Origin of the sequence: Lachnobacterium bovis DSM 14045, assembly GCF_900107245.1 — a bacterium.
Classification (GTDB): domain Bacteria; phylum Bacillota; class Clostridia; order Lachnospirales; family Lachnospiraceae; genus Roseburia; species Roseburia bovis.
Genome location: NZ_FNPG01000012.1, coordinates 1 through 17,977, shown reverse-complemented (window position 1 = coordinate 17,977; position 17,977 = coordinate 1). Strand labels below are relative to the sequence as shown.

The 17,977-nt window shown below is 31.9% G+C and carries 13 protein-coding genes; 9 read left to right on the top strand and 4 right to left on the bottom strand.

What is annotated here, in order from left to right; all coding sequences use genetic code 11:
* Window positions 1-6: 6 nt before the first annotated feature.
* The 6 genes from BLV79_RS05670 (at window position 7) to BLV79_RS05645 (ending at window position 10,043) form a co-directional block, all read left to right on the top strand.
* The gene (locus BLV79_RS05670; protein ID WP_074716985.1) at window positions 7-2,781 is read left to right on the top strand and encodes a translation factor GTPase family protein; all 2,775 of its coding nucleotides are present in this window, start codon (window positions 7-9) and stop codon (window positions 2,779-2,781) included.
* Window positions 2,774-3,850: a GntR family transcriptional regulator gene (locus BLV79_RS05665; RefSeq protein WP_330389938.1), complete on the top strand. Its 1,077-nt coding sequence runs from the start codon at window positions 2,774-2,776 to the stop codon at window positions 3,848-3,850. Before BLV79_RS05670 ends, BLV79_RS05665 begins: the two co-directional genes overlap by 8 nt.
* 159 nt (window positions 3,851-4,009) lie before the next feature.
* On the top strand, window positions 4,010-5,701 hold the full coding sequence (locus tag BLV79_RS05660; protein ID WP_074716981.1) for a hypothetical protein: 1,692 nt from the start codon (window positions 4,010-4,012) through the stop codon (window positions 5,699-5,701).
* A gap of 55 nt (window positions 5,702-5,756) precedes the next feature.
* On the top strand, window positions 5,757-6,386 hold the full coding sequence (locus BLV79_RS05655) for an ATP-binding cassette domain-containing protein (RefSeq protein WP_200795872.1): 630 nt from the start codon (window positions 5,757-5,759) through the stop codon (window positions 6,384-6,386).
* 525 nt (window positions 6,387-6,911) lie between these two features.
* Window positions 6,912-8,411 (top strand): L-arabinose isomerase, encoded by a 1,500-nt coding sequence (gene araA / locus BLV79_RS05650; RefSeq protein ID WP_074716977.1) that lies wholly within the window; start codon window positions 6,912-6,914, stop codon window positions 8,409-8,411.
* A 33-nt stretch (window positions 8,412-8,444) separates the two neighbouring features.
* On the top strand, window positions 8,445-10,043 hold the full coding sequence (locus BLV79_RS05645) for a xylulokinase (RefSeq protein ID WP_074716975.1): 1,599 nt from the start codon (window positions 8,445-8,447) through the stop codon (window positions 10,041-10,043).
* Between the two features lie 161 nt (window positions 10,044-10,204).
* Here BLV79_RS05645 and BLV79_RS05640 read toward each other — a convergent pair whose 3' ends face one another.
* From BLV79_RS05640 to BLV79_RS05630, 3 genes are all read right to left on the bottom strand, one after another.
* The gene (locus BLV79_RS05640) at window positions 10,205-12,148 is read right to left on the bottom strand and encodes an EAL domain-containing protein (RefSeq protein ID WP_074716973.1); all 1,944 of its coding nucleotides are present in this window, start codon (window positions 12,146-12,148) and stop codon (window positions 10,205-10,207) included.
* Window positions 12,149-12,243: 95 nt separating this feature from the next.
* The gene (locus BLV79_RS05635) at window positions 12,244-12,981 is read right to left on the bottom strand and encodes a glycoside hydrolase family 25 protein (RefSeq protein ID WP_074716971.1); all 738 of its coding nucleotides are present in this window, start codon (window positions 12,979-12,981) and stop codon (window positions 12,244-12,246) included.
* A 116-nt stretch (window positions 12,982-13,097) separates the two neighbouring features.
* Complete coding sequence (locus BLV79_RS05630; protein ID WP_083354468.1) at window positions 13,098-13,940, bottom strand: alpha/beta hydrolase family protein; 843 nt, start codon at window positions 13,938-13,940, stop codon at window positions 13,098-13,100.
* A 280-nt stretch (window positions 13,941-14,220) separates the two neighbouring features.
* On the opposite strand from BLV79_RS05630, the gene guaA reads away from it, so the two are divergent.
* Window positions 14,221-15,798, top strand: coding sequence for a glutamine-hydrolyzing GMP synthase (gene guaA, locus BLV79_RS05625; RefSeq protein ID WP_074716969.1), 1,578 nt, complete (start codon window positions 14,221-14,223; stop codon window positions 15,796-15,798).
* Window positions 15,799-15,885: 87 nt separating this feature from the next.
* On the opposite strand, the gene BLV79_RS05620 is transcribed toward guaA, so the two are convergent.
* Window positions 15,886-16,872 (bottom strand): helix-turn-helix domain-containing protein, encoded by a 987-nt coding sequence (locus tag BLV79_RS05620; RefSeq protein ID WP_074716967.1) that lies wholly within the window; start codon window positions 16,870-16,872, stop codon window positions 15,886-15,888.
* 210 nt (window positions 16,873-17,082) lie between these two features.
* Here BLV79_RS05620 and BLV79_RS05615 point away from each other — a divergent pair, with 210 nt between their 5' ends.
* Both BLV79_RS05615 and BLV79_RS05610 read left to right on the top strand, forming a co-directional pair.
* Window positions 17,083-17,283: a hypothetical protein gene (locus tag BLV79_RS05615; RefSeq protein WP_074716965.1), complete on the top strand. Its 201-nt coding sequence runs from the start codon at window positions 17,083-17,085 to the stop codon at window positions 17,281-17,283.
* A gap of 136 nt (window positions 17,284-17,419) precedes the next feature.
* The gene (locus BLV79_RS05610; RefSeq protein WP_074716963.1) at window positions 17,420-17,890 is read left to right on the top strand and encodes a hypothetical protein; all 471 of its coding nucleotides are present in this window, start codon (window positions 17,420-17,422) and stop codon (window positions 17,888-17,890) included.
* Window positions 17,891-17,977 lie beyond the last annotated feature (87 nt).

Below are 17,977 nucleotides of genomic sequence, written 5' to 3'. Positions count from 1 at the left end.
GATTTTATGAAAAAGATAAATATAGGAATTTTAGCCCATGTAGATGCGGGAAAAACAACACTCTCAGAGGCTTTATTATACAAAACAGGACAAATTAGAAAGCTAGGACGCGTGGATCATAAGGATGCGTTTTTAGATACAGATTCCATGGAAAAACAAAGAGGAATCACTATTTTTTCTAAGCAAGCAAGAATAAAAACAGAAAAAATGGATATTACATTGTTAGATACTCCTGGGCACGTAGATTTTTCGGCCGAGATGGAAAGAACATTAGATATTTTAGATTATGCAGTCTTAGTTATATCAGGAACAGATAAAATTCAGAGTCATACTAGAACAGTTTGGAAGCTTTTGAAACATTATAAAGTTCCAACCTTTGTTTTCGTTAACAAAATGGATTTAGATGGAGCAGACAAGGAAGAAGTCTTAGAAGAATTAAAAAGTGGATTATCCAACGAATGTGTGGATTTTAGTCCCATTTTCGAAGAAGATAGTGTAAAAAATACCAAACTAAATGAGTGGAAAGAAGAAATAGCAGTAAGTGATGATGAGTTACTAGAAAAATTCATGGAGACAGGAGAATTGAAAGAATCTGATGTTGCAAAAGTGGTAAAAGGAAGAAAAGTTTTCCCTTGTATTTTTGGCTCAGCACTTAAGCTAGAGGGCGTAGATGAATTATATTCAGTTTTAGAAAAATATACAATTCAGCCTAAATATGGTTCTGATTTTGGAGCAAAAGTTTATAAGATAAGTCATGATGATTCTGGAAAAAGATTAACATTTTTAAAAGTTACTGGAGGAACAGTTAAAGTAAAGGATTTAATAGATATAAGAGATTATAGCGATAATAGCGTTCATAGAGACAGTGATGCTAGTAAATGCAATAATGCAAGTAATGGCAGTAACGTATCAGAAAAAGTTGATCAAATAAGAATTTATTCAGGCTTAAAATTTGAGGCTGTAGATGTGGTAGAGGCAGGTACTGTTTGTGCGGTAGTAGGATTGACAAAAACAAAAGCTGGAATGGGATTAGGGGTTGAAAAAAATGAAAACGAATCAATTTTAGAGCCGGTTTTGAATTATCAGATTTTTTTCCCAGATAATATTACTAAAACTCAAATGTTGCAGAATTTAAGAGTCTTAGAAGAGGAAGATCCTAAACTTAATGTTGTATGGAATGAAGAATTAAAAGAGATTCATGTTCAGTTGATGGGACCGGTTCAGATAGAAGTTTTAACGCATTTGATAAAAGAACGATTTGATATAAATGTAACATTTGGTGAAGGAAGCATTGTCTATAAAGAAACTATAGCTGAACCTGTAGAAGGAGTGGGACATTTTGAACCACTTAGACATTATGCGGAAGTTCATCTTTTATTAGAACCCGGAGAAAGAGGAACTGGAGTAACTTTAGGAAAAAAATGCAGTACGGATATTTTGGATCTGAACTGGCAGCGTTTAATAACAACGCATATTGAGGAAAGAGAGCATAAAGGTGTTCTTACAGGAAGCGGACTTACAGATGTGAGAATTTCAATTTTGACTGGAAGAGCACATCAAAAACATACTGAAGGTGGGGATTTTAGACAGGCAACATATAGAGCAATAAGAAATGCTCTTATGAAGGCAAAGAATGTTCTTTTAGAGCCATATTTTAGTTTTGAAATAGAAGTTCCTAAAGAAAATTTAGGAAGAACACTTTCTGATATGGAGCAGAATTTTGCAAAATATAATTCGCCAGAATTTTTACAGATAAATGGAGAAGAATGGACACGTTTAACAGGTAAAGTACCTGTTTCAACAGTGGCTAATTATAAGTCTGTTCTAAATGAATATACTAGTGGTCGAGGAAGAATTACCCTCAATTTAGATGGTTATGATGTGTGCCATAATCCAGAAGAGGTTATAGCAGAACGTGGATATAATCCAGAAATGGATTTGAAAAATACAGCGGATTCAGTTTTTTGTGCACATGGAGCAGGCTTTGTTGTGCCTTGGGCTGAAGTGGAAAACTATATGCACTTAGATTATGTATATAAAGGCGGAGAACTTGATTATTCAGGATATGGAGATGAACTTGAAGATTTCGATATTCAGGCATTTACCGCGCTAAGTAAAAGAAAAGAAGAAGAAAAAAGAAAACTTGAAAAAATGAATAGTTATGAAGTCGATGCTGAACTTCAATCCATTTATCAAAGAGAATTTGGAATGAATAAAGATGATATGTTAGACTACGAACGAAAAAAATGGGTTAAAAAGAATAAGTCAGACGACAGGAAAACTGAAGGTGTTAAAGTCAAAAAAGACAGACATGGTAATCCAATATATAAAAAAAATAAAGAACAAATGTTAATTGTTGATGGATATAATATTATTTTTGGCTGGCCAGAGTTAAATGAACTGGCAAATACAAACATGGATTCAGCCAGAGATAAATTATTAGATGAGCTTGCTAATTATCAAGGATTTAAACATTGTGAGATAATTGTAGTTTTTGATGCTTATAAAAACAAAAATAATCCAGGTAAGAAAAATAAATATCATAACCTGACAGTTGTGTATACAAAAGAGGATGAAAAAGCGGATACTTACATTGAAAGAACAGTAAATAATCTAAAAGATAAATACACAATAACAGTTGCCTCTTCAGATGGTTTAGTACAGCTTACATCTATGAAATTTGGTTCTCTACGTTTGTCTGCAAGACTTTTGAAAAAAGAAATAGATTTTACATGTAATAATGGAATGGAACAGTACGAGAGAGGTAAAAATCGTGAATAAACCTAAATATAATAAAATAATAGAGGATTTAAAAATTCAAATAAAGCAAAAAAAATATCTTCCGGGGGACAAGTTGCCTTCGGAAAATATGCTTTCTAGGGAATATGAAATAAGTAGACAAACTGTAAGAAAGGCACTTACAGTCCTTGAAAATGAGGGTTATATTTATGCTGTTCATGGAAAGGGCACATTTGTATCAGAACTTGTAAGGCATACCAAAAATTCAAAAAATATAGCAGTTATTACAACATATCTATCAGATTATATTTTTCCAAGAGTTATACAGGGAATCGATAAGATTTTTTCAGAAAACGGATATAGTATTGTGTTGAAAACTACGAAAAATTCTCAGGCTGCGGAGGCAAGGTGCATAGAAGAATTACTTTCTAAAGACATCGACGGACTTATTATAGAGCCAAGTAAAAGTCATATTTATTGTAAACATTTAAGTCTTTTTGAACAAATGGACGAATATTCAATACCTTATTTGTTTATACAGGGATATTTTGAGGAGTTGAGTGACAGACCGGGAGTATTTGTTGATGATGAAAAAGGTGGATATTTGATTACAAATTATTTGATATCAAGAGGGTGTAAGGATATTTATGGAGTTTTTAAAGTAGATGATGTGCAGGGTATAAATAGGCATAAAGGTTATGTCCGAGCCCTTCAGGAGCATGGAATTTTATATAATCCTGATAAAGTTATATGGTTTCATACAGAAGACAGAGAAGTTAAACCAAGAGAGGTAATTGGTTCTCTGGTAAAAAAAGGAATAAAAATGGATGCGGTTGTTTGTTATAATGATCAGGTTGCCGTTGAAGTTGTGCGTTCATTTCAAGCACATGGAGTGAGAGTACCAGATGATGTTTCTGTGACAGGATTTGATAATTCTTTGATTTCAAAAAACAATTTAATTCCAATAACAACAGTGTCGCACCCACAGGAATTACTAGGTCAAAGGGCAGCAGAATTGATGCTTAGGTTAATTAGAGGTGAAAAAATTGAGAATGATTCGAATCATATCATAATGGAACCAAAGATTGTGATTAGAAAGTCGACGAGATGAAGCTTTGAGAGAGGTTATAGAATTACAAAGATATCAAAAAACTCAGTTTTGTACTATAAAACTGAGTTTTTATACAAATAGGGTTGAAATTGATTAAAAAAAATGATACATTTATATTAAAAAAGACATAATAAATATTACTAGAAATGAGGTTTAAAAATGATAAATAATCCATATATCAATTTGAATTGGGCACTTAATAGGAACTTGTTTTTTGAAAGATTTAAATTCCTAAATATGGGTAAAGAAAAGAATAAAATACTGTATTTGATTGGGTTTTTAATTAACGAGTATGTTTTATGCTTACTAGGAATGGGAGTACTTTGTTATTATTTTAAAAATACTAAAATATTTATAATACTACCAATAGGAATGATGTTTGCATTACTTATTGGAGTAGATGGAAACGATTGGAAGTTGTTTGATAGAGCGGATTTTGAAATGGCAGAACCGTTGGCATCTAAAAGAGCATTAGATATTTTGAAGGGGATAATAATATATAGATTAGGAATAAAAAACAACATCTTTTTTTATACAATACTATCCGGAATAGTTCTTAGTGTATCACCGGTTGTGCTGATTTGTGTAAGTATGATTTTTAGTATGATGTTTGTTTTGTGTGAAATGTTTGCATTTATCATAAGATATAGCACTTTTTTAACTAAAAAAATATATAGTTTTATAAGTTACGTTGGTTCTTTGGTAATTTCAACAATATTCTTTTTTACCCTCATTAGTTCTTTAATATATTTAGCAAAGAATATAATAAATAAACAAATTTCGTATTGTAGAATCGAAAAAGAATTAATACAGAACATAAAAATTCTTAATTCATTTATTGGTGCCAATAAAGAGATAATTATAATAGGCGTATGTGTTTATGCTTTGTTAATCTTTGTTGGTTTCTTTTTGACGTTAAAAAAAATACAGATGAGTGACTATCTTGATAAGGAAAATAAGTATTATTCATTAAAATATTTTTATTCGCTTATTATTTTTAAAAAAATAATGGAACGTGTATATAAAAATAAAGAAGAACTACTAGTGCTAATCTTGAAGGAAATTCGTTTGTTCACAGATAGTTTTCGCTATAAGTATAAAGATTATTTTTTTGTAATAGGACCAGATCGTTCAACTGCTTTCTTAATTGCAGTGTTTTTACAAGTTTTATATAATCCTGTAAAAAATCAGCAGATTTTCATTATTCCAATTATTGTTACATTTGCAATCGCAGATATTTTTTCAGCAACGACTATGAAATTATTAACTAATTATTCTTTTGTAGCGGAATATCAAACATTACAATCATATTTGGCGAACGGTCTAGATTTTAGAAATATTATTAGTGGAAAAATAAGATTTTTCTATGGGATTAAAAGTTTAGGATTTGGTTGTTATTTAGCAATTGCAAACGCCTTTATGTATGCATGTAAATGTGATTGGTATGTTTTTCTAATTAGTGATTCATTGTGTATAATGTTATTCATTGTTTTGCCAATGTGTTGTTTCTATAACAATTTGATTTATACAAGAATGAATTACAGATTATACGAACAGTATATGGAAGAAAGTGGGCTTATTGATGTGGGAGTAAAGGAATTCGTGCCATTATCTTTCTATTATTCGGGATTCTATTTTATTTCAATAATGGAAATTATATTTGTTTGTATTTTTAATTCGCTTTCAATATTTTTTATTCCAAAGCAAGTGTTTTATGCAACGACAATAATCTATGCGGTTATCGGTATAGGGATATGTCATTACATAATGAAGAGAATAGGAAAAAATATTTGTTCTTTTGTTGAAAGAGGCGATTTGTCTGCGGATTTTGCAAAAATTTTTGAAAAATAAAGGGTTGAGAGAAAATATACGTATAGTGAATAAGTAGATAGATGAGGTAAAGATGATGTCGAATATAATTGAAATTAAAAATCTAGTTTTTGGCTACGAAGAAGATAGAGTACTAAATAATATATCTCTTGAAGTAAAGCCAGGAGAAATAGTACTAATTGAAGGAGAGAATGGTGCGGGAAAAACAACATTTTTAAAGTGTATGACAGGACTATTAAATAATGGAAAATCAATTTATATAAATAACAAAGAGGTATATAAAAATCGATATTTGTTGAAGCAGAATTCGTTTGTTATGAGTGAAGATTTTTTATATGATTACATGACGACAAATGAGAACATTGTTTTCTTTCAAAAGATTTTTAAAGAAGATTCGGTTTTTATTGACCAGGTAAATCAGTATCTGAAAGATTTTGAAATAGAAAAATATAAAGATACATTAATAAAAAATTTATCTCAGGGTACTAGAAGTAAAGTGAATTTGGCTATTATGCTATCCAAAAAACATAAATTGTTAATTCTAGATGAGCCATTTACTGCTTTAGACGTGAATACTCAGGAAAAATTAATTAGTCTTTCAAAAAAATATGTTCTATCAAAAGAAAAAGCAATAGTTATGGTTACACATATAAAAGAATTCAAAAAAATAGCAACCCGTGTTGTTGAAATTAAGAAAGAAGGGTAAAGCTGAAAATCTTTTTAGCTCCGACAATTGCGATATTAGCTAGTTTTCTAGCCTATTCAAATATTTGAAAGTAAATAAAAAATATGATTTTAAATATCAACTGGAATAATACACCAGACCAAATAATGTAAGAAATAATCAGCACTAAGTTGTAGAAAGGAAAGTATACAACTTAGTGCATTTTGTATATATAAAGAAAAAATATTCAAAAAAAAATAATGAATTTTAATATAATCTAAAATAATAATAGAAAAAGAGCAGTAAATAATAGAAAGTATTTTAAAATAAAATAAAATACTTTACAAACTTGTATACATAGAAAAAGTAAAAAATACAAGTTAAAATTTGAAAATATCCTTATTTTTCAAGCCTTTACTCCTAAAATAATAATGTTAAAAAACAACTTGTATATATCTATGTACAAGCATTATACTAAAATCATAGAAAAGGAAATCAAAAGGTAAATAATTAAACAAAAATTTAAGGTAATAATTATAAGGAAAAACAAAAAAGGAGAGGGTTACAATGAAATTACGCAAGAGAGAATACAAATTCTGGTTTTGTACAGGATCACAGGATTTATATGGTGATGAGTGTTTAGCACATGTTGCAGAACATTCAAAAAAGATTGTCGAAGCATTAAACAAATCAGGAAGATTACCATTTGAGATTATTTGGAAACCAACACTTATTACAAGTGAGTTAATCAGAAAAACTTTTAATGATGCTAATATTGATACTGAATGTGCTGGAGTAATTACATGGATGCATACTTTTTCACCAGCAAAATCATGGATTCAAGGTTTAAGAGAATATAAGAAACCATTACTTCATTTACATACACAGTTTAATGAAGAACTTCCATATGAAACAATTGATATGGATTTTATGAATGAAAATCAGTCAGCTCATGGAGATCGAGAATTTGGACATATCGTAACACGAATGGGAATTGAGAGAAAAGTAGTTGTAGGACATTGGTCAGATACTGAAGTTCAGGATCGTATTGGCTCATGGATGAGAACAGCTGTAGGTGTTGTAGAAAGTAGCCACATAAGAGTTATGCGTATAGCAGATAATATGAGAAACGTAGCAGTTACAGAGGGTGATAAAGTTGAAGCACTAGAAAAATTTGGATGGGAAGTTGACGCTTATCCAGTTAATGAGATTGCAGATGCAGTATCAGCAGTATCAGTATCTGATACAAACGCTTTAGTAGATGAATACTATGATAAATACAATATTTTACTAGAAGGAAGAAATCCGGAGGAATTCAAAAAACATGTAGCTGTACAGGCACAGATAGAACTTGGTTTTGAAAGATTTTTGGATGAGAAAAATTATCAGGCGATCGTAACACATTTTGGTGATTTAGGTGGATTAAAACAGCTACCAGGTCTTGCAATTCAAAGATTAATGGAAAAAGGATATGGATTTGGTGCAGAAGGTGATTGGAAAGTTGCAGCTATGGTTCGTTTGATGAAGGTAATGACAGCTGGAATGAAAGATGCAAAAGGTACTTCAATGTTAGAAGACTATACTTACAATTTGGTGAAAGGAAAAGAGGGAATTTTACAGTCACACATGCTTGAGGTATGTTCATCAATTGCAGATGGACCTATTTCAATAAAATGTCAACCACTTTCAATGGGAGACAGAGAAGATCCAGCAAGGCTGGTATTTACATCAAAAGAAGGAAAAGGTATTGCTACATCACTTATTGATTTAGGAAACAGATTCCGTCTTATTATCAATGAAGTGGACTGCCACAAGACAGAGAGAGAAATGCCTAAACTTCCTACAGCAACGAATTTCTGGACACCACAGCCAAATTTAAAAGTTGGTGCTGAAGCATGGATTTTGGCAGGAGGAGCTCATCATACGGCATTTTCATATGATTTAACAACAGAACAAATGGTTGACTGGGCTAATATGATGGGAATTGAAGCTGTTGTAATTGATAAAGATACTAATATAAGAGACTTTAGAAGAGACTTATTATTAGGAGACATTGTTTATAAATAAAATGGATACTAATGGTAAGGGGGGCGATTACAAATGGATAAAAATTTAAAAGCTTATATAGAAAGCGGAAAAGCTGTATTAGGTATCGAATTCGGATCAACTAGAATAAAAGCTGTTTTAATTGGTCCTGACAATGAGCCAATTGCAAGTGGTTCTCATACTTGGGAAAATCAATTGGTAGATCACATTTGGACATATAGTTTAGATTCGATATGGAGTGGTTTACAAGATTGTTATAGCAACATGTTAGAAGATGTTAAGAATAAATACAATTGCGATATAAAATCGCTTGGTGCGATTGGATTTTCAGCAATGATGCACGGTTATATGGCATTTGATGAAAACGATACATTATTGGTGCCATTTAGAACCTGGAGAAATACAATCACAGAGCAGGCATCTGAAGAACTAACAGAGTTGTTTAATTATCATATACCACAAAGATGGAGCATTGCTCATTTATATCAGGCAATGCTTAATAGAGAAGAACATGTTGAAAAAGTAAAAACATTAATGACTTTAGCTGGATACATTAACTGGCAGATGACAGGAAAGAAAGTCATTGGTGTAGGCGAAGCCAGTGGAATGTTCCCAATTGACATTAATACACATGATTATAATGAAAAAATGATTTCACAATTTGAAAAAAAGGCAAAAGAAACTGGTTATGATATTAGTTTAAGGAAAATGCTTCCAAATGTTGCAGTAGCAGGTGAAATCGCTGGAAAGCTAACAGATGAAGGTGCAAAAAGACTTGATGTAACAGGTAATCTACAGCCTGGTATTCCAATTGCACCAGCAGAAGGTGATGCAGGAACAGGTATGGTTGCAACAAATAGTGTTCGTCCTCGTACAGGTAATGTTTCAGCAGGAACATCTGTATTTGGAATGGTGGTTTTGGAAAAAGAACTATCAAAAGTTTATGATGAAATTGACCTTGTTACAACACCTTCTGGTGATTTGGTAGCAATGGCTCATTGTAATAACTGTACATCAGATTTAAATGCGTGGATAAATATTTTTAAAGAGTTTACAGAGCTTTTTGATGTGGATATTACTATTGATGATTTATATTCAAAGTTATATAAAAATGCTATGAAGGGCGATGCTGATTGCGGAAATTTAGTGGCATACAATTATTTCTCAGGAGAACATATTACTGGTTTTGAGGAAGGAAGACCTGTTTTTGTAAGAACTCCAGAAAGTAAATTTAATCTTGCCAATTTTATGAGAACTAATTTATATGCATCGCTTAGCGTTTTAAAAACAGGTTTAGATATTTTATTAAAGAAAGAGGGTGTGAAATTAGACAAAATATACGGGCACGGCGGATTGTTTAAGACAAAAGGCGTAGGACAAAATATTTTGGCAGCAGCATTAGATACTCCAGTTTCTGTTATGGAAACTGCAGGTGAGGGTGGTGCCTGGGGAATGGCATTGCTGGCTAGTTACATGATAAATAAAAAAGATAATCAGTCACTTGCAGATTACTTACAAGATGAAGTTTATAAAAGTGAAACAGGCTATGAAGTTAGTCCTGAAAAAAACGATGTTGACGGATTTAATATATACATAGAAAGATATACAAAGGGATTGGAAATTGAGCGCGCAGCAGTAGAAACCCTTGTGTAGTATTGTATATAATATAGCTTTTCTTTTCATATAAGACCATTCTTCTTATGAAATTATAAAAATAAAAAAAGACACTGGGAATGAAACAAGTTGACGTGATTCCCAGTGTCTTCTATTCTTTTGATAATATCATTGATGAGATATTTAATTTCTTCAATGATCTATTTTGTTTTGTTAACATGTGAGTTGGAGTTCATGTATTCAATAAATTCATTTATAGGCAAGGGTTTAGAGTAGTAATATCCCTGCGCGTATTCGCAACCGAGGGATACAAGCTCATTGGCCATATGTTCATCTTCGACACCTTCAGCAACGATTTTCATTTGTTCATTTAAAAACATCTCAATTTGTGATTTTAAAATTTTACTTGTGCCTCTAAAATATGACCATACAAGAGCCATATCTAGTTTTACAATTGTAAAAGGAAGTTCAACTAGTCTCGAAACATTAGATGTTCCAGAACCAAAATCATCCATAGAAAACCTTAGTCCCATATTAGAAAGTCGTTCCATTTGCTTGCGAATAGTGCCTATATCATCAATGGAAGATTCGGTAATTTCCAAGTTGATTCTGGAGGTTGGAATATTATATTTGTAAATAGTTGCAAGTAAATCATCAGCCAGATTTTCATTCATACATTGAGTTGGCGAAAGGTTAACGTTTATAAAATCAATACCCATAGCGTCTAAATCATGTTCACTTATAAATTTGCAGGTTTCATCAAAAATCTGCCTGCCTAATTCAATGATTTGTCCGTTATTTTCTGCAATAGCAATAAATTCATTAGGTGGAATAAAACCAAGTTCATCGTCATGCAGGCGAGCAAGAGCTTCAGCAGCGGTTACACGTTGCTCTTTTGAGGAATAAAGAGGTTGCAGATAAATCATTAAACTTCGATTTTTTATTGCTTTTCCTATAGCTCGTGCAACCTGTTCTGTGCGGTGTACCTTTTCTAGATAAGATTCATTAATTATTACTACAGAATTTGGTGTTTTAAAAGGCAAAGAACACTCTGACATTCCAAGTTCAAGACATTCAAATGCTGTAGAAACAGAATCCATTGTTAATTCTTTTGGCATATAAGCAAACGTAATTGTAAAAGAAATTTCAAAATCTTTATATTTCCAAGGTTTCGAAAATCTATCTGTAATGATATCAATTCTATCCTGTAAAGCATATTTATTATGTGCGTTTAGAATAATAAACTGTCCTTCTCTAAAATAAAAAATTGTGCAATGTGGAAATTGGCGTAATAACCATTTGCCCACTTGTCCTAAAACTAAGTTTACATTATAAGAATTATACAGTGTGTTTACAGTAGCAAAGTTTTGAATACATATACAAAGGCACTCAAAAGGTCTTTTTTTTCGAATTAAATCAGGTATAATTTTTGAAAAAGCCTCATCAGAAAACAAATCTATTTTTCTGACACGGAAGAGGTCTGGATTTTGTGATGCTAAATAAATAATTAATAATGAGATAACACTAAAATAACTCATAATTAATGTGCTAGCAAATGATTTACGTAGTACAAGACCAATCATTAAAACAGAGTTAACTGCAATTAGTGAAATACTAGTTGACATTTGGTTTCTTTTCACCGTTACTAAAATAACAAAAATGGATGTTATACGATAAAACCAGGATGTGGTATATAAAATAGAATATATAACGGAGTTATGGTATCCTGTGGAATTAAAGTAAAATAGCCAGTGAGTAAATGGAGTTGATAAAGTTACCAAAATTGTAATTATTAATGGAATTGTCATAAGATAAAACATAAAACCAGGTGAAATTTTTCTGATTTTACATTCTTCAGCAGTGTATTCATATAGAGCCCAGTTTCGTACAAAAAACATTATAAAATACAATATATTTATACCATACAAAAATGGTAGGCTTATTTCTTTGTGAAGAACATTCATTTCGCATGAAATTATATCTGCGCATGTCATAACCAAATTACTAAATAATACCGCGAAGAAAACACGTGTTTTTCTTATTGGTAAGTTTTTGTGAGAAAAATAAAAAACTATAATTATGAGTTGAATGGGTATAGATGCAATTGCATAATCATAATTATACGTACTAAGCCAATCTATCATAAAAAAACCCTCCTTAGCATACTTCCATACCCTTAATATCGACAATATAATTATTAATGATAATAATAAATATAAAAAAGGTTTAATCAAATATGCTAGGAGATAATTAGTTGAGATAATTTGTTTTTATCGCCGCGAAAAACGTTTTTGTCTATGTGTTTTTCGTAGCCGTTGTAGCCTTCAAGCACTTCGTTGTCAGTATATTGCCATAAAGTCCATTTACCAATTGTAATAATGTGTGCAGGCACATTTACGCTTCTTATCCAAAGTGGATTTGAATTGAAGTATCCGTTTATATATTTGTAATAAAAACGAGGTGTTGTATATATCATTGCTTTTACACCATAGTGTTTTTCAATGACATTTAAAAATTTTTTTAATTCCCTGTGTAGTGTTTCCTTGTCAATTTTTATATCTTTTTTGTAAAACTCAACATCTACGGCAGGGATTAAATCGCCTTTTAAATTTCCAACAATATCTATATAGTGTTTAGCCTGGGTTTCACCATCGCTTTCGAATGAAAAAAAATGGTATGCGCCAGTATATATATTGTGTTTTCGAGAGTTGTTGTAATTAGCAAAAAATTTAGAATCTACACAAGAGCTACCCTCTGTTGCTTTTGTGTAGATAAAATCAACACCTTGTTTCTTCATTGAAGCCATATCGACATCACCCTGATAGTGTGAGAGGTCTATGCCTTTTGCATAATTCTTTGACACAAAATAATTATTAAATTTCTTTTCATGTATAAGTATACCGACTTTTATAGAAGAACCTATAAAGCATACAAGTATAATAATAAAAAAAATAAAATATATATTTCTTTTTTTCATATGTGTTCCTTATATTATCTATTTATCTATATTTTTGATACACATTTTAAAACGTACTTTAAAACCTAATTATGTTAGTTTTTACTTTATGCTCAATTATGCGCGGCGATTTACAATTATAAATTATTAATAATATCATTCATAAAGTTTAATGTTATACGTTTAGAAAAATTTGTACCTTTTTCGGAAAAACCATGTTCTTCATTTTCGAGAACAAAAAGTTTAGCATTTGGATATAATTCAACGGCTTTTTGCGAGTATGAAAGTGGAACTACAGTGTCTAAATCACCATGGATAATCAAAACATTTTTTGAAAACTTCCCAATCTCTTCAAAAGTGTTTAAAGAAAGTGCGCATTTGAAATAAGGTTCACCAATTGGCATGTCCCAAAAATTGATTATTTTTGGAAGTTGCTTTAATTCGCTTAGGTTATCGCGCCAATTGTCTGGAATGCAAAATGCAGGATAATAAAGAATCATTCCACAAATTTGCTCTTCGATTTCTTCAGCTGTAAGAGCTGTAACAAATCCACCTTGACTTCCGCCTAATAGAAAAATCTTTGAATTATCAACGTAGTTTAATTCTTTCGCATAGCTAAGCACAGACAGCAAATCACTTTTCTCAGTAAATAGTGACATGCAAATAGTAGACATGCTACTTTGACTACGTGTTGAACCGCCGCAAAAATCAAAAGCGATAGCAACATATCCGTTCGCAGCAAAATATTTGCATTCGGATATAAAGTTATCACAGCAACCATTGTATCCATGACTTAAAATTACAGTTGGATAATGTTTTAAGTTGCCATTTGGAATATAGATTTTCCCATAAATTGTTTCAGCTGAAAAAGTGTTTTTGATATGGAATTCTTCAGTGTTAAATGCATGATTGTCAGTTGATGTGTTACATTCCATATCTGTTTTTGCACAATCATTTTGTAAGTTAAGTGTTGTTTCCATTTTATTTCCCCTGTTCCTCAAAATATATTAAAAAATGAAAAATTATATAAGATAATTGTACGATAGACCTTGTAATCTGTAAATAGAAAAGGGTTAAAAAAAACAAAAAAACCTTGTAAAATCAACTAATATGAGGTGTGCTTAGAGTGGATTTATGGAGAATTATTAAAAATATAGAAAAAAGTCAGAAATTATCTTGTAATACTTTGAATTGACAAGTATAATAGTTTCAATGATAAAGACGCAATAGGCGTAATTATTTTTAGAAAGGATATCTGAAATGAATCAGGAAAAAGTAATTGTTATTGATTTTGGCGGGCAGTACAATCAGTTAGTTGCACGTCGTGTCAGAGAGTGCAATGTTTACTGTGAGATTTATTCTTACAAAACAGATCTTGCAAAAATAAAAGAAATGAATCCCAAAGGTATTATTTTGACAGGTGGACCAGATAGTTGCTACTTAGAAAATTCTGCAACTTGTTCAAAAGAATTATTTGAATTAGGTATACCAGTACTTGGATTATGCTATGGTGCACAGCTTATGCAGCACGTTTTAGGCGGAAAAGTAGAAAAAGCACCAGTACGTGAATATGGAAAAACAGAAGTATTTGTTGATAATACTTCCAAATTATTTGCAAATGTATCAGAGAAAACAATTTGTTGGATGAGTCATTTTGACTATATTTCTAATGTAGCACCAGAGTTTAAGATTATCGCACATACTGCAGATTGCCCTGTTGCAGCAGCAGAAAATGCAGATAAAAATTTATATGCTATCCAATTCCATCCAGAAGTACTTCACACAGTTGAAGGTACAAAGATGCTTGAAAACTTTGTGAAAGGAATCTGTGGATGTAATGGTACATGGAAAATGGATTCTTTTGTTGAAAGAACTATTGAAGAGATTAAAGAAAAAGTTGGAGACGGAAAAGTTCTTTTAGCGTTATCAGGTGGTGTTGATTCATCAGTAGCAGCAGGTTTACTTTCAAGAGCTATTGGGAAACAGTTAACATGTGTATTCGTTGATCATGGTTTACTTAGAAAAGATGAAGGGAATCAGGTTGAGTCTGTTTTTGGAGAAAATGGTAACTTCGATTTGAACTTTATTAGAGTAAATGCAGCTGATCGTTATTATGCTAAGTTAAAAGGTGTAGAAGAACCAGAGAAGAAGAGAAAGATTATCGGTGAAGAGTTCATTAGAATATTTGAAGAAGAAGCTAAAAAAATCGGTGCAGTTGATTTCCTAGCGCAAGGAACAATTTACCCAGATGTTGTTGAATCAGGTTTAGGTGGAGAATCAGCCGTAATTAAATCACACCATAATGTAGGCGGACTTCCTGATTTCGTAGATTTCAAAGAGATTATTGAACCACTTAGAGATTTATTTAAAGATGAGGTTAGAAAAGCTGGTTTAGAGCTTGGAATTCCTGAAGATTTAGTATATCGTCAGCCATTCCCAGGTCCTGGATTAGGAATTAGAATCATCGGTGAAGTAAATGCTAAAAAAGTTCAAATTGTACAAGATGCAGATGCAATATATCGTGAAGAAGTTGATAAAGCTGCTAAAGAATGGAAAGCACAGCACAACAATGAAAATCCTTCATGGAAACCAGATCAATACTTCGCAGCACTTACAAATATGCGTTCAGTAGGTGTTATGGGGGATGAAAGAACATACGATTATGCAGTTGCACTTCGTGCAGTAAAAACAATTGACTTTATGACAGCTGAAGCTGCTGAAATCCCATTTGAGGTATTACAGACAGTAATGAGCAGAATTATAAACGAAGTAAAAGGTATAAATCGTGTATTCTACGATTTAACAAGTAAGCCACCAGGAACAATAGAGATGGAATAGCATATAAACTACGGGAGCCCGCATAAATAGCGGACTCCCGTTTTTTACGTCTACATTTCGTCTATTAAAATCAGTGGTTTTGTTTTTTCAATTCTTATTACAACTGATTTTAATCTCTTCTTTTAAATCTAAGTCATACATCTTTAAGTCAGATGATAATGTCTTTTCGAATAAATCAATTTCAAAATCCGGTAATGTTTCTTTTTGAATCTCGTGTTCTTGCATTTTATAAATGGTATTTTTAAATGCAGGAAGGGCAGACCATCTTAATGTGTAGGATATTTTTGTTCCTGATTCATTAGAATACATATCTATGTAGTATGGCATGCCGTATCCATTCATTGTGTTGATGTCACAAAGAAATTTAGTAAATGCTTTATGACAAACTTTATTGTCACCATTTAATAATTCTGAAACCGTAAAGCTTAGAATCAGGCCGATATCTCCAACTCCATAATACTTTGTATCCGCATTGATACTAATTCCAGATTGTATTAAAGCGCGAATATCAACTAAAAACTCTGAAAGTCTACTAACCTTAGGTTCGTTAGCAGCATCATGGACTAACGGATTGTAGAAATTATCTACAGCAGTTCTTTGTTCATTCCAAAATTCTTTTAAATCTCTTGGAAAGCGAGCCTGCCACTTTTCATATTGTGTGTGTGCACTAAAACTTGCTTCGTTATCCTCATCTGGAAGATTCTTCTTTTGAACGTACCAGGCATATAAATAGCTTAATAAAATCGCATGGCCAGGATTATCATTTTTTAAAATAAGGCTTGTAGTCTCATCATTTCTTTCGATTTCTAATCCTAGTTCATCTTCTAATAAAAAGAATACCTGCATGATATCTTCATAAGATTCAATATTGATATCAGATAGCGCAGAAGGATCCACATCCAGAGCTTCAATAAGCTTCTGACGGATATCATCCTTAGGTGCCATAATATCTTTTTCATATTTTCGTATTCTTGAATCAGCAGTTGCTGCAGAAAAGCCAGCTTTTAATCCTAGATCCTTTTGGGTCATATCCTGCAAGGTACGATATTTTCTGATTTTATCTCCTAGAGTCATAAGTTTCACCTCATAATAAACATAGATTTCTTCCTATATATTAACACAATAGACACAAAAAAGGAAGATATAAAATAATAAATAGACATAAAAATATGACTATTGATATTGACAAGCATATATTTCGGATGTATTATAATTACAACCGACATATATAAATGTCGGTACAGAACCAAAATAGGCAGAACACAAGGAAAGGAGGAGTGACCTATGGCAGAGGAACGTCAGCCACTATTTGTTGGAGTAGATACCGTGATTTTTGATTTGGGAGTATCCAGAGCTAAAGCATATGACGTGATTAAACAGCTGAATAAGGAATTAAAGAAGGAAAATCCACGTGCAATTGTTGTAGCTGGGAAAGTGAATCGAATCTGGTATGAAGAAGCATGCCTAAAGGCAGGAACACACTAATGAAAGATGATAGAAAAGAAAAAAGCCCCTCTGCAAAGGGGCTGCACATGTCATTGCTAACATGTTATCTCGTAAATTCATATTAGCATGGCAGGTGCTTCTTTTCAAGAAAATTCAGAGAAAGGAGCATATTTTAATGGCGGAACGAAGAATGTTTGCTAAGTCTGTAGTGGAAAGTGCAAGGTTCTTAAAAATGCCAGTATCCTCGCAGAATTTGTATTTCCATCTTGGAATGAATGCAGATGATGATGGAATTGTAGAAGGGTATTCGGTAATCAATCTTATAAAAGCCAATGAGGATGATTTAAGAGTGTTATACAGTAAGGGCTTTGTAAGAATTCTAAATGAAGATCTTGTGACTTATATTGCAGATTGGAGAGAACAAAACAGAATTAGACCTGACCGTAAGAAAGATAGTATATATACCAATCTTCTCTTACAAATGGAACCGGAGGTTGAATTGTTAGAACGTAGAGAACGTTCTGATTTAGTAAAGAAATCTGGACCGTCCATGGACGGACATATGTCAGCACAGTGTAGTGTAGTTGAGGTTAGTAAAGGTAAGGATAGTAGAGGAGAGTATAGTGTAGAACCGGCAGACATATAAAGTGTCAAGTATTTATGTACAAAAAGTTTTATATTATTATGTACAATTACTCTGATGGTTTAATATAATCTTTGACTCTATATGATC